The 13,977-nt window shown below is 56.2% G+C and carries 11 protein-coding genes; 9 read left to right on the top strand and 2 right to left on the bottom strand.

From position 1 onward, the window contains the following. The first annotated feature begins 2 nt into the window (after positions 1 to 2). From IDH45_RS14470 to IDH45_RS14480, 3 genes are all read left to right on the top strand, one after another. Entirely contained in the window at positions 3 to 884 is an 882-nt protein-coding gene (locus IDH45_RS14470; protein ID WP_223836659.1) for a carbohydrate ABC transporter permease, read from the top strand. 108 nt (positions 885 to 992) lie between these two features. Beyond that, the gene (locus tag IDH45_RS14475) at positions 993 to 2,528 is read left to right on the top strand and encodes an extracellular solute-binding protein (protein ID WP_190928769.1); all 1,536 of its coding nucleotides are present in this window, start codon (positions 993 to 995) and stop codon (positions 2,526 to 2,528) included. A 151-nt stretch (positions 2,529 to 2,679) separates the two neighbouring features. Beyond that, positions 2,680 to 3,756, top strand: coding sequence for a Gfo/Idh/MocA family protein (locus tag IDH45_RS14480; protein WP_190928771.1), 1,077 nt, complete (start codon positions 2,680 to 2,682; stop codon positions 3,754 to 3,756). Between the two features lie 412 nt (positions 3,757 to 4,168). Here the strand turns inward: IDH45_RS14480 and ilvD are convergent, their stop codons facing one another. Then, on the bottom strand, positions 4,169 to 5,860 hold the full coding sequence (ilvD, locus tag IDH45_RS14485; protein ID WP_190928773.1) for a dihydroxy-acid dehydratase: 1,692 nt from the start codon (positions 5,858 to 5,860) through the stop codon (positions 4,169 to 4,171). A gap of 41 nt (positions 5,861 to 5,901) precedes the next feature. Continuing rightward, positions 5,902 to 6,576 (bottom strand): GntR family transcriptional regulator, encoded by a 675-nt coding sequence (locus tag IDH45_RS14490; RefSeq protein ID WP_190928774.1) that lies wholly within the window; start codon positions 6,574 to 6,576, stop codon positions 5,902 to 5,904. A 184-nt stretch (positions 6,577 to 6,760) separates the two neighbouring features. On the opposite strand from IDH45_RS14490, the gene IDH45_RS14495 reads away from it, so the two are divergent. The 6 genes from IDH45_RS14495 to IDH45_RS34675 all read left to right on the top strand — a co-directional run bounded on the left by IDH45_RS14495 (position 6,761) and on the right by IDH45_RS34675 (position 13,949). Beyond that, a complete protein-coding gene (locus IDH45_RS14495; RefSeq protein WP_397327064.1) occupies positions 6,761 to 7,696 on the top strand; it encodes a carbohydrate ABC transporter permease in 936 nt (311 codons plus the stop codon). Between the two features lie 13 nt (positions 7,697 to 7,709). Then, positions 7,710 to 8,543, top strand: coding sequence for a carbohydrate ABC transporter permease (locus tag IDH45_RS14500; protein ID WP_190928778.1), 834 nt, complete (start codon positions 7,710 to 7,712; stop codon positions 8,541 to 8,543). Between the two features lie 100 nt (positions 8,544 to 8,643). After that, complete coding sequence (locus IDH45_RS14505; RefSeq protein WP_190928780.1) at positions 8,644 to 9,999, top strand: ABC transporter substrate-binding protein; 1,356 nt, start codon at positions 8,644 to 8,646, stop codon at positions 9,997 to 9,999. A 124-nt stretch (positions 10,000 to 10,123) separates the two neighbouring features. Beyond that, complete coding sequence (locus tag IDH45_RS14510; RefSeq protein WP_190928782.1) at positions 10,124 to 11,974, top strand: sensor histidine kinase; 1,851 nt, start codon at positions 10,124 to 10,126, stop codon at positions 11,972 to 11,974. Next, positions 11,949 to 13,589 carry a response regulator transcription factor gene (locus IDH45_RS14515; RefSeq protein ID WP_190928783.1) on the top strand — a complete coding sequence of 547 codons (1,641 nt, stop codon included), beginning with the start codon at positions 11,949 to 11,951 and terminating at the stop codon, positions 13,587 to 13,589. The genes IDH45_RS14510 and IDH45_RS14515 overlap by 26 nt, the downstream gene beginning before the upstream one ends. Positions 13,590 to 13,823: 234 nt before the next feature. Continuing rightward, positions 13,824 to 13,949: a hypothetical protein gene (locus tag IDH45_RS34675; protein ID WP_263364821.1), complete on the top strand. Its 126-nt coding sequence runs from the start codon at positions 13,824 to 13,826 to the stop codon at positions 13,947 to 13,949. Positions 13,950 to 13,977 lie beyond the last annotated feature (28 nt).

The following is a 13,977-nucleotide window of genomic DNA, read 5'->3' on the forward strand; positions in this document are numbered from 1 at the left end:
ACATGATGAAGACACGTACGATTCGAGATATCGGCCTGGATGCGGTCGTATACGGCACGCTGGTGCTGATGGCATTCGCAACGCTGCTCCCGTTCCTCAATGTGCTGTCCAAGTCGGTCAGCGAGGAGTGGGCGGTAGTATCGGGCAAGGTCGGGGTGTTCCCTGTCGGCTTTCAATTGGAGACGATGAAGTTCGTCATTACGTCGTACGAATTCCTTCGCTCCTTTTCGGTATCCATATTCATTACTGTAGTGGGAACTTTGCTTTCCCTGCTTCTCACTGCGATCTCGGCGTATCCGCTGTCTAAGCGACACTTGCCTGGCATCAAATTCATTATGCTGCTGTTTGTGTTCACGATGATGTTCGGAGGGGGGATCATCCCCAACTACTTGCTGATCCGCAGTCTCGGACTCATCGATAGCTTGTGGGCGCTCATTCTTCCGTCCCTTATAAGCGTTTTCAATCTGCTCGTAATCAAAAGCTACTTTGAGGGGCTTCCGGAAAGTCTCGAGGAGTCCGCCCGAATCGATGGGGCCCGGACCCTCACCATTTTGTTCCGCATCCTGCTGCCGCTTTGCGGCCCGGTGCTGGCCACAATCGCATTATTTTATGCCGTCGGGTACTGGAACGAATTTTTCAACGCCATGATCTACATCAACAGCCCGTCGCTCAAGCCGCTGCAGCTTTATTTGCGGGATATCGTTTTGAACGCGGCGTCCGCCACGGAGGGAATCGAACGTACGGCGGATGAATTGATGAATCTGTCGCCGGACAATGTCCGATCCGCCACGGTCATCGCGTCAACGATCCCGATCCTGCTCGTGTATCCGCTTTTGCAAAAATATTTTATCAAAGGCGTGCTGATCGGGTCCGTGAAGGGCTAGCGCCAAAGGAACGCCAGGGAGCGCATTAATTCCTTATTGCGGAAGCGCCGATGAGGATTAATGAAATAGGGAAGTAATAGTTTCAAGAAAATTGGGGAGGGGATCTATTTGAAGAAGCTTTTCAGACAGACCATGGGTATTTCGGTAGCGGGAGCGCTGGCATTTTCGTTGGCAGCGTGCGGAGGAAACGCGGATAACGCATCGGGGAGCAGTGCCGCGACCGGCTCGGGGGTATCTGCTCCGAAGCCGGAGCTGCGGACTTTGCAGGGATGGATGAAGGACGACTACAACAGGCATCCGGTAGCTAAGCTGCTGGAGGAGCGCACCGGCTACAAGGTGCAGTACGACACGCTTCCGCAAGATAACCCGCAAGAGAAACTGAACCTGTTAATCGCGTCCTCCGAGTCGTACGATGCGATTACCACGCCGGGCGTAAGCACGTACAAAGCGCTGTACTCCGACTATGCCAAACGGGGGGCGCTGGTGGATTTGGGGCCGCTAATCGACAAGTACGGCCCGAATATTAAAGCGGCGATTTCGCAAGAGTCGCTGGATGCGGTCAAGATTGACGGGAAAATATACGCCATTCCGACCAAAACGCTCAGCAATGTGGCGAGCTCGCTCATGATTCGCCAGGACTGGCTGGACAAGCTGGGACTCAAGACGCCCACGACGACCGATGAGTTCGTCAGCGTATTGAAGGCATTCAAGGAGCAGGACCCCGGCGGCAACAAGGAGAAGAACATTCCGTTCTCCATCTCGGGGGGCGGCTCTGTCGAAGTCAGCCTTGCAGGTGCATTCGGATTGTCGAGCACTTGGAATGATGTGAACGGCAAGCTGGTCCCTCGCGCATACGATCCAGGCTACAAGGACTATATCGTCTTTATGAACGATCTGTTCAATCAAGGTTTGCTGGACAAGGAGTTCGTCGTGAACAAGGATGCGACTGTGAGCGAGAAGTTCACAAGCGGCAAAGTAGGCGTCATGCCGGTCGACTGGGCCAGCGTGCCTGCGCTGGCGGATGCGCTGGCGAAAAATGTGCCGGGGGCCAAAATGGTGTTTATACCGGCCTTGAAAGGACCGCAAGGCAAGAAGGGGCTGGCGGTGCCGACCGGATTCGATCGGCTTACCTATATCCCGAAAGCGTCGAAGAACCCGGAGGATACGATCAAGTGGATCAATGCCAAGCTGGACCCAACCACGTTCCGCCTGATGACGATCGGAGAGGAAAACAAGCATTATACGTATAAGGACGGCGCCTATACGCCCATTTTGCCAATCTTTAACGACGAGCGAAACGGCGCAAATAACTTCATGTCCGGTTCGGACGAAAAGAACTATCCGTCCTATTGGCAAGCCCGCGTACGCAAGGATCAACGCTTGTTCGATGCTTACGCCTTCTTGAACATTCAGGAACCCGCTATTACGCGCATACCGGACCCGATCGGCATGAGCCCTTATTTGGCCGTTTACTCCAAAAATAACGAATCACTAAATGCCATGCAAAACGATCAAACGGTCAAGTTCATCGCAGGCGCCGAGCCGATCTCGAACCTGGATGCGTTCATCGCGAAATATAAAGCTGCGGGGGGAGAGGCCAGCTATAAGGAAGTCAACGATTGGTACGCCACGTTGAAGAAGTAATCGCTTCGGCACAAGCATGCGAGGAGGGGCGGCGTGCGGCGGGAATTCAGCATGTACGCCCCCCCTTGGTTTGCGCGGTTCGAGAAACCGGCGGCAAGTTTGCCGAAAGAGAAGCAGCACACATTCGAAAAGGAACGAAGGAGGACCTGCAATGAAATCGGTTCAAGTTGCCGTAATCGGCTGCGGAACGATTGCCAGAAGTCAACATATCAAGGCGTATCTGGCCAATCCTCATGCAGAGATCAAATATTTTTGTGATACCCAAAAGGAACGCGCCGAGAATGCGGTTCGCGATTTCGGCTGTGGCATCGCTGTCGAGGACTACCGGATCATATTGGATGATCCCGACGTCGAGGCGGTCTCAGTCTGCACGCCAAATAACGTACACGCCCTGATAACGATCGACTGCTTGCGTGCGGGTAAGCATGTGCTTTGTGAAAAGCCGGCTGCACGCACGTATGCCGAAGCGCTGGAGATGCAGCGCGCCCAGCAAGAGACCGGGAAGTTACTCCATATCGGGGTCGTCAACCGGTTTCATACCGGGGTGAACCGGATCAAAACGATGATCGAGGGCGGCGATCTTGGCGAGCTGTATCACGTGTATGCGAGCTTCCGGACGCATCGTTCCATTCCAGGACTTGGCGGGGCGTTTACGACGAAGGCGATTGCCGGCGGCGGTACGATGATCGACAGAGGAGTCCACTATCTGGACCTTGTCCTGTATTGCACGGGCGATCCGCGTCCTCTGACCGTTTCCGGTCAAACGTTCAGCAGGCTGGGCAAAGACATCGCCGACTATGCATACGTCCATATGTGGGCCGGACCGTCTATAAGGGACGGGACGTATGATGTCGAAGACTCTGTAACGGCATTGATCAGAACCGATGGACCGACCATTACGCTCCATGGCGCATGGGCGCAAAACATCGGCGTCGAAGAATCATACATCGATTTTATCGGTGACAAAGCAGGGGTTCGCCTGCAGTACGGCAAAGACTTTGTTGTGTACAGCGCGAAAGACGGCGCACTGCTGGAAACGATGCCGAGATATCGCTCCGAAGATATGTTCCAGAACGAAATCGACAACTTCCTTACCTGTGTGCAAACAGGCGAACGGTCAACGAACAATATCGATTCCGTCATTGTGACATCACAAATCATACAGGCAATATATGATTCCTCGGATGCACGACGGGAAATCGTTTTGCAGGAAGAGAGCACTATATAGATAAACAGTCATCCCAATTCCTTACAAGAATGAAGCCGATCCGCGATGGTAAAGCGAAAAGACCTAGTTAATAACGGCCTTTACGTAGAGGACCGGGCTTGCGCAGGAATCACGAACAATAAGCTCCCCGTAGATTGAAAGTTTCTAGGGGGCTTATTGTTCGTATCGGATTTTACGTATGATAAAGTCGACCTGTGGCGGGATTGGTTCTGAATCGAACAGTTGGCGCCACAGGCGCCTGCACCTGGACAGACACTGCAGTCTACCTGATGCCAGGCTTTCACACTTTAGCGTTTGTCGCTCAGAAAGAGACGTCGGACAAAAATAATCTCTTCGACCTTAAACTCCGGTTTTACCAAATTCTTCAAACACGGCAACGGTATCGATATAACTCGGATCCCGCAGGCTTTTCTCACACCTCCCGGTCCGTAACCGCTCCGACGGAAGCGGACGATACGAGACGGGCGTACTTGAACAAGACGCCGGAGGACGCCTTGAGAGGCGGCTTCACCCAACCGCTGCGCCGCTGGGTCAGCTCCTCCTCACCTATTTCAACCGTCAGCTCCTGGGTGCCGCTGTCGATCGTAACGACATCCCCGCTGCGCAGCAGCGCGATCGGACCGCCCTCCTGCGCCTCGGGGGCGACGTGTCCGACGACGAAGCCGTGCGAGCCGCCCGAGAACCGTCCGTCCGTCAGCAGGGCGACTTTGCCTCCTAACCCTTTGCCTACGATCATCGCCGTAACCGAGAGCATCTCCGGCATGCCCGGGCCGCCCTTCGGCCCGCAATACCGGATGACGAGCACGTCCCCTTCGCGGATATCGCCGTCCATAATGGCGCGGGTCGCCGCCTCCTCGCTGTCGTATACTTTCGCGGGACCGGAGAAGCGCAAGCTGCGGATGCCGGACATTTTGGCGACGGCCCCGTCCGGAGCCAGATTGCCGCGAAGCACGACGAGCGGACCGTCCGGCTTGAGCGGCTCGTCGAACGGCCGGATGATCGTCTGCCCTTCGTGCAGCGGCGCCGCCTCCGCCAAGTTGTCGGCGAGCGAACGTCCGGTCACGGTCAGGCAGTCGCCGTGCAGCAAGCCTTGAGCCAGCAGCAGCTTCATAACGCCGGGAACGCCGCCGGCTTCGTTCAAGTCCTGCATCGCGTAGCGGCCGCTCGGCTTCAGATCGGCCAGATGCGGAACTTTGCGGCGGATGCGCTCGAAGTCGTCCAGCGTCAGCCCGACCCCGGCCGAGTGGGCGATCGCGAGCAGGTGGAGAAAGGCGTTCGTCGAGCCGCCCAGCGCCATCACGACCGTGATCGCGTTCTCGAACGCCCTTTTCGTCATAATGTCGCGCGGCCGTATGTTGTTCTCCAGCAGGGCGATGACCGCTTGCCCGGCTCTGCCGCACTCCGCCGCCTTGTCCGGCGCGATCGCCGGAGTGGACGACGAGCCGGGCAGGCTCATGCCAAGCGCTTCGGCCGCGGCGGCCATCGTATTGGCGGTGTACATCCCCCCGCAGGCGCCTGCGCCCGGACAGACGCTGCATTCAACCTGATGGAGCCGCTCCTCGTCGATCCGGCCTTCGTGATATTCGCCGACCGCCTCGAACGCCGTTACGATGTCCACGCTCTGGCCGTCCAGCTTGCCCGGCTGGATCGAGCCGCCGTAGACGTATACGGCCGGAATGTTCAGCCGGCCGATCGCCATCAGGCAGGCCGGCGTATTTTTATCGCAGCCGCCGATCGCGACCAGACCGTCAAACCGTTCCGCGTTCGTAACCGTCTCGATCGAGTCCGCGATAATTTCCCGGCTCGGCAGCGAGAACAACATCCCCTCATGTCCCATCGAGATTCCGTCGGATACGGTGATCGTGTTGAAGATTAGCGGCGCGCCTCCATGATCGCGCACTCCTTGCTTCGCATGGACGGCGAGTCCGTCGATATGCATATTACACGGGGTGACTTCGCTCCAGGTGCTGGCGACGCCGATCATCGGCTTGCGGAAATCTTCGTCCCGGAAGCCGACGGCCCGCAGCATGGCGCGGTTCGGTACGCGGTTGACGCCTTCGCTGATGACGTGACTGCGTATGCGCAGATCCGGCTTGTTTGGCATGTCGATCATCCTTTCTTTGCTTATAGCGGAATGGGTGCCTCTTATTCGTTTTCCAGCAGTGCGTAAAGCTCCCGCATCGGTCTCAGCAGATTTTGCTTCATCGCCTCGGCCGCCGCCGCAGCATCGCGGTTTTCCAGCGCCCGGATCAGCTCTTCGTGTTCGTCGACGGAAGTTAACGTCGCCCCGACTGGCTGCTTCAGGAAGACGTACTTGAACCGGCGGATATGAATCTGCAGCGACGAGCTGAACGAGGCGACGTACGGATTGTCGGAAATATCGACGATCAGGTTATGAAACGACTCGTCGGCCTCCATCGCCTGGTACGGCTGGCCGCTGCCGATCGCTTCGCGGAATTGGGCGTTGATTCCGCGAAGCTGCTCCAGCTGGGCGGGGACGATTCGCGGCGCGGCCAGCTCTGCGGCCAGACCGTGCAGGGCGGCGAGCGTCGAATACAGATGCAGAATATCGTCCTTGCGGATCATCGTGACACGCGTATCTTTGCCCGGATGCATCTCGACCAGGCCCTGAATTTCCAGAAGCTGCAGCGCTTCCCGGACCGGCGTCCGGCTGACCCCCAGCGCGTCGGCCAGCTCGGCGTCGATCAGCTTCTCGCCCGGCTGGAACGTACCGTCGATCATCCATCTTTGCAATTGGGATAAAGCCCGCTCCTTGGCGGACATGCGGGCGGGAGCGGAAAAATTGTGCGGAATCGGCATTCGTGGTCGCGACCTCCTTATGTATGCAATATATCGCATATGAATACGATATTCAAGAGGCGATAAAAGTAAAAATATTTTCAAAACGGTCATCGCCGTTGCTTACGGACGAACCGCCCTCTTTTATACAATGGGACATACAGACAGCAGGAGAAACATCCGCAGGAACGGGAGGGTGAACAAGTTGCACCAACAGCCGACGGCCGCAGTTGCAGAAGCGGGGACAAAACCGCAGCGCAGCAAGCAGCAGTGGAAGGAAACGTTGACGGGTTACGTATTTATAGCGCCGATGCTGATCGGGGTCACCGTCTTGATGATTATGCCGATTTTGGCTTCATTCATGCTCAGCTTTACCGAATGGAACTTTTTGCTTGGGTTCAAAAAAGTCGAGTTCGTCGGTTTCGCCAATTTCGAGAAATTGTTTGCAGACGACATCTTTTGGAAATCGTTGAAAAATAACCTGATCTTTATTCTCGTCGTACCGATCTCGCTCGCCGTATCGTTGCTGCTGGCAGTAATTATTAACCGGTACGTCTACTTCAAGGACATGTTCAAAGTTATCTATTTCATGCCCTACATCTCGAGCGTCGTAGCCGTCGCGATCGTATGGCAGGTGCTGTTTCATCCGTCGTTCGGGCCGGTTAACGAGTTTCTGCGCTCGATCGGGATCGCGGACCCGCCGAAATGGATTGCTGACCTTCAATTCGCGCTGCCGAGCGTGATGATGATTATGGTCTGGATCTCGATCGGGTACAATCTGATCATTTACACGGCGGGCCTGCAGTCGATTCCGAAAGACTTCTATGAAGCGGCCGATATCGACGGGGCGAAGGCGTGGCATAAATTCCGCTTCATTACGCTTCCGATGCTGTCTCCGACGACCTTTTTCCTGATGATTACAGGCATTATCGGCACGTTCAAAGTATTCGATCTCATCCAGGTGCTCACCAAGGGAGGTCCGGCCGGGTCGACCTCGGTCGTCGTGTATCATCTGTACGAGACGGCGTTCGTTAATCTGAAAATGAGCTACGCGTCCACGATGGCTTTGTTCCTGTTCCTCGCTATTTTCGCGGTTACGCTGGTGCAGTGGTGGGGGCAGCGCAAATGGGTGAATTACTAGGAGGGAAGTCATCATGGTCCGACAACTGAGTATCCGCAAGCTGCTAGTTACGATCGTCATGCTGGCGTTCGGCATCGTGTTCTTGCTGCCTTTCGCCTGGATGATCTCCTCGTCGATGAAGCCGGAGACCGAAGTGTTCCAATTTCCGATCCGTTGGATTCCGGAGACGTTTCAAGCGGTCAAAAACTACACCGACGTATGGGCCGGACAATATCCGTTTTATTTGTACTATTGGAACTCGATCAAGGTGACGGTCATTACGACGGCTACGTCAGTGCTCGTCTCGTGCATGGCCGCCTATGCGTTCGCCAAGATCCGTTTCGCGGGCAGCGGCGCGATGTTTATGATCGTGCTTGCCACGTATATGATTCCGGCGCAGGCGATTCTCGTTCCGCAATTTATTTTTTACCGCCAGCTCGGCTTGTTCGATACGCATCTCGGACTTGTGCTGCTGAACAGCTTCAGCGTGCTTGGCACGTTTATGCTCCGCCAGTTTTTTATGGGCATCAACAACGAATATATGGAAGCGGCCAAAATCGACGGCGCCGGCCACTGGAAGACGTTTTTCCGCATCGGCATTCCGCTGGTGAAGCCGGCGATCGCCACATACGGTATTCTGCGCTTCATCTGGACGTGGAACGATTACCAGAATCCGCTGATTTTCCTGAAAAGTCCGGACCTGTTCACGCTGCCGCTCGGGATCAAGAAGTTTGCGGACGCCTATGGCGAATTTTACTCGCTGATGATGGCCGCTTCCGTATCGGCGATCTTGCCGCTGCTCCTCATCTTTATCGTCGGGCAGAAGCAGGTGATCGAAGGAATCTCGCTCGGCGGAGTGAAAGGGTAAAAATATTTCGAAACGGGTAAAACGAGTTGGCTTTAACCGGATTCGAGCCATGCTATGATGCATACAGAACCGTGATATGAGCAAACAGGGGGAAAGCACCATGTGGAAAAAACGATTCGCTGCCGTAATGACGACCGTCGTCGCAGCCGGAGCGGTAGCTGCGTGCAGCAGCGGCGATAAAGAGCCGAATTCCGCTTCGTCTGAAGGGGCAAACGGAGCTAAAGCGCCGGTAACGGTGCGCTTCCATGCGCAAAACGTAACGTTCGACAAAACGATGATGGCGCCCGTCATCGCCAAGTTCGAGGAGAAAAATCCGGGCATCAAAATCGACTATGTCGGCATGACCGAGCCGACCTCGGATGAAGTGACGAAAAAGATCGACCTGCTGGCCGCTTCCGGCGAACCGCTGGACGTGTTCCTGCTGGCGGATGCGCGAAGCTACTCGCAGCGTGCAGCGAATGGCATGCTGGAGCCGCTGAACAGCTTTATCGAGAAGGAAGGCTTCAAATTCACGGACGAATACAAAACGGACACGCTGCTGGACGGCAAATATTACGCCCTTCCCGGAACGTTCAACCAATGGTTCGTCATTATGAACAAAAACCATCTGGACGAAGCGGGCTTGAAGGTGCCGACGATCGACTGGACCTGGGACGATTATTTGGACTATGCGAAAAAGATGACCAAAGGCGAAGGCGCTTCCAAGCGGTACGGCACATATTACCATTCCTGGGCCGACTTCTTCCTGCTGGGCATGTGGAACCAGCCTGGCAAAAACGATATCGTCTGGTCCGACGGCTCGCTGAATATGGATCATCCGGGCGTCCGCAAATCGCTTGAAATCCGCCAGCGCTCCGAGATGGTGGACAAGTCGGCGATTCCTTACGCCGATGCGATCTCGCAGAAGCTTGCGTACCGGCCGCTTTATTTCAACCAGAACGTCAGCATGATGGCGATGGGCTCGTGGATGATCGGAGAGGTGGGCGGCACCGACCAGTTCCCGTCGACGTTCAAAACTGTATTCGCCCCGATGCCGCGGAACGAAAAGTCCGACCCGGCGGGCCATGCGATGTCGTCCTCCAACTATTTGGCCATCGCTTCGACGTCCAAGCATAAAGAAGAAGCGTATAAGTTCATGCGGTTTTTCTCCACGGAAGGCTTGTCGATTATGCAGAAATATATGACCTCCTGGAAAAAGGAAGATTCCGGCAAGCTGCTGGACTCGATTATCCAATCAACGAAAAATCCGGAAAATATCGACAAAGAATCGCTGCTGTACGTGCTCAACAATACGAAGCCGGTTACCCTGCCTCCGGCGCTGCCTTATCAGGCGGAAGTGTATAAAGTGTATCAGGAAGAAGTCGAGAAGCTGCTGCTCGGTCAGCAAGATATTGACAAGTCGATAGCGGCTGCCAAGGAACGGCTGCAGAAGCTCGTAAACGCCAATAAGAAATAAGATTGTCCCAAGGGAGCGGAGTTGTCCGCTCTCTTGCTCGGCGTTTCGGGGGTCGTCGTGCTGGCGTTCCTTTGCAGGTTTGATATACTGGTCAGATAGAAGTCACCTGGAGGGTTCACACATCATGATCGGCAACCGGATCAACCGGATCACTCGAAAATGGAAGATGTCGCTTCGGCACAAGCTGCTGGTCACTTCGATTCTATGCCTGATCGTGCCCGTTCTGTTTACGCTGTTTGCGACCCGGTACTTGACCCGGGATGTGCTGCGGGAGCAGGCGGCGACCAATGTCGCCGATTCGCTTGGAGTTGTGGACCGGTATGCGACCAACCTGGTCAACAAGATGATCTATATCACGAACTACTTGCAGTTTGACGCGGACATCTCGGCGATCGTCAGGGAGAACTGGAACGCCTATAAGGCGGGCAGCCCGATGGACGTCGTCTCGCAAGTGGCGAATGTCAAAAAAATGGCGTTAAAGTTGGAAGCGATTTCGTTTCCGAACGAGCGGATGCATATGAGCATCGTGATGCCGAACGGCACCTTTTATACGAATTATCCGACTACGGAGTACGATCCGCGCTCGTTCGAGCGGGAGGCGTGGTATCCGGAGCTCTCCGGACGAAGCGGCTACGATGCGTTCTGGATCGGCATTCATGCCAATTATTTGCAGTATGACAAGACGGAGAACCCTTACGTCATTACGATCGCGAGGCAGATTCGCAACCATAACGGGGAGCTGCTGGCGACGATCATCGTCAGTCTGGGCGAGAAGCACGTCAGCCAAGTGTTCAGCTCGAACGTGTCGAAGCAGGATATATCGCTCATCGATTCCAAGGGGACCGTGCTGTCGCATCGTGAGGTGGAGCGGATCGGCAAGCCGGTGTCGTACCTGCATCTGATGCCCGCGGAGGGGCAGTCGGCGATGGCGACCATCGAAGGGGAGACGTCGCTGCTGTTCCGGCATAAGCTGGCGTACGCCGATTGGGAGCTGGTCAGCACGGTGCCGTACGACGACGCTGTCGGGAAGGTGACGAATGTGCAGCGGACGAATCTGATCGTACAGCTCGTTTCGCTTACGGCCTTTTTGGCGATCCTGATCACGCTGATGAGCCGGCTGACCCAGCCGATGATCCGTCTCGGACGCGTAGCGGCCCAGGTCGAGTCCGGCAAGCTGGAGGTTCGTTCGAACATTAGCGGAAGCGACGAGATCGGCCGGCTCGGCCGGTCGTTCGATCAGATGCTGGACCGGATCGGGGAGATGATCGTCCAGGTGCGCGAGGAGCAGACGCTGAAGCGGAAGGCGGAGCTTGAGATGCTGCAGGCGCAGATCAACCCGCATTTTTTGTTCAACGTGCTGAATTCGATCCGGATGCGGATCATGATGAAGGGCGACGAGGAGAACGCCGCGCTGATCAGCTCGCTGGCGGTTCTGCTGCGGATGACGATCAACCGGAGCAATGAGCTGATCCCGCTGCGGGAAGAGGCGGACACGGTGCTGCATTACGTCAAGCTGATGAATTTCCGTCACAACGAAACGATCGAGCTGGACGTATCGCTGTCGCCCGAATCGCTGCCGGTGACGGTGCCGCGGTTTTTCATGCAGCCGCTGATCGAGAACGCCTTCCTGCACGGACTGGAGCATAACAAGGGAACGATCCGGATTATGGCCTGGTTGTCGGGCGAGCAGCTGCTGGTCCGGATCGAGGACGACGGCAAAGGGATGGACGCCGGACGTTTGCAGGAGCTGCGGGAGAAGCTGGACCGTCCGTCCGGGGATACGTCCCGGAGCGGCGCCGAGCTGACGGGGATCGGCGTGAAAAACGTAGTAGACCGGATGAAGCTGCTGTACGGCGCGGACTTCTCGGTCCATATCGACAGCAGGCCGGGAGCAGGGACGCGTTTTACGCTGCACATTCCCGCGAAGCGGAGAGGGGAGAGCGATACCGATGACGAATCCGAAACCGGCGCGTAACGTGGTGATCGTCGACGACGATGTGCCCGTACTCGATTTTTTGAGGCATGCGATTCCTTGGGACAAGCTGGGTCTGCGGCTGGCCGGCGCGTTCGAGAACGGGGCCAAGGCGTACGAGCATGCGGTGAACGCTGAGCCTCCGGATCTGTTGATTACCGATATCGGGATGCCGCAGATGGACGGCTTGCAGTTGACGGAACGGGTAAAAAAGCTGAAGCCGGACGTGTCCGTCATCATCTTGTCGTGCCACGATGAGTTTAAATACGCCCAGCAGGCGATCAAGCTCGGGGTTGACGATTACGTGCTGAAAGAAACCGTGAGCCCGGCTACGATTGAAGAGCTGCTGCGCACTGTCGTGAAGCGGCTGGAGGAACGGGAAGCTGCTGAGGGAGCGGGGAAAATGCTGGCCTCGGAGGTTCAGTCCGTTCACAATCGTTCGATTCGCAAGGAGCAGTTCATCCGCAGTCTGCTGTACCATCCGATCGCGGATATCGCCGGGTGGCGCGAGCTAGCGTCCGGGTTCGGCATCCGACTCGGCAGTGCGCCCGTCCTGCCGGTGCTGCTCGTCGTCGACAATTATCCGGATGCGAAAGCGCGGTTTGTCTCGGAAGACAACTGCATCTTCGCCGTAGAAAACGTAACGGAAGAGCTGCTTCGCAGCTACGGCGGAGACGTGGCCGCGTTTCGTGTCACCCATCGCGAGCTACTGCTGCTGTTCGGGCCTGACCCGGGCGTCAGCGGGGGGACGATCGGCAAGTACCGGGTCGAATCGGTGCTGAAACGGATTAGGGATGCGCTCGGATCGTATTTGAAGCTGTCCGTCACTTGCATGATGGGGATCGCTTCCTCCGACCCGCTTCTGCTTCGCTCCGATATGCAGCGGCTGGCGGATGGGCGGACTTCGCGTTTTTATTTGCCGGAGTGCGTTATCGCCGACTGGGCGGAGCCCGTTTTTACGCAGGACGATCTATTCGCCTTGTACCCGCAGGCGCTGGATGAATGCCGCAAGGCCGTGCTGCTTCAGGAGACGGACCGTATCGAGCCGGTCGTCCTCGCTTGGGCGGCCCGGATTCGGGAAGGCGGGTATCCGCCCGAGGCGGTGAAGGAATGGTTTTTGAAGATGGTGCTCGATCTGCATATGAAATTCAAAACGATGGAGCATGTCCCTTCCGTCTACTCCCGGGAGGCACTGCATCAGACGTTTCTCGAAGCCGAGCGGCTGGACCGTCTGACCCGCTATACGATCGAAGCGATGCGGGAGGCGGCATCCCGGATGGGGGCCATCTACGGCCAGCCGCAGCGGGCGGAAATATCTGAAGCGCAGCGGTTCGTCGAGCTGAACATTCACCGGAAAATTTCGCTGGAAGAGGTGGCGGATCATCTGCACCTGAATGCCAGCTATTTCAGCCGGCTGTTCAAAAAGGAAACGAATGAGACGTTCGTCGATTTCGTTACCCGGACGAAGATGGAGAAGGCGAAGGAGTTGCTTGATTTATCCCGTTACACGGTGCGGGAGGTGGCCGATCGGCTCGGGTATGACAATAAGAGCTATTTCGTCAAACTGTTCAAGGCGTTTTGCGGAGTGACCCCGAAGGAGTACGGGGGCAAAGGGTGACGAATTTTGCCTCGCCGAGCAGGTGCTGTCTCCGGTGAAAAAACGAATATAACGAAGATGTCCCGTGTAAGGGGGACGGATCTGGAATATGATAGAGAGGGCTGCTGATTTCGACGGCGGCTCTTTTGTTTTTGTACAGGGAATGGGCAGTTGGTTTCCTGTTACCGGGGGCTCCCCCAATTCGAAAATGATTTAATCCGGAGCTCAAGCTCCTTATGGAAGGATGGATGTTATATGTTCATGCTGATTGCGGGAAAAGGCGGCTGCGCCTTTGTAGGGGATACGGGTAACAAGTTGGAAGGTAACAATGGAACGGAAACGATCAATACGGCGGAAGCACCGACCGCGTATCGCGCTTGATGACGTGGCGGATGCCGCTTCCGTCCAT

The organism is Paenibacillus oceani (assembly GCF_014705615.1).
Taxonomy (GTDB): Bacteria; Bacillota; Bacilli; order Paenibacillales; family NBRC-103111; genus Paenibacillus_AB; species Paenibacillus_AB oceani.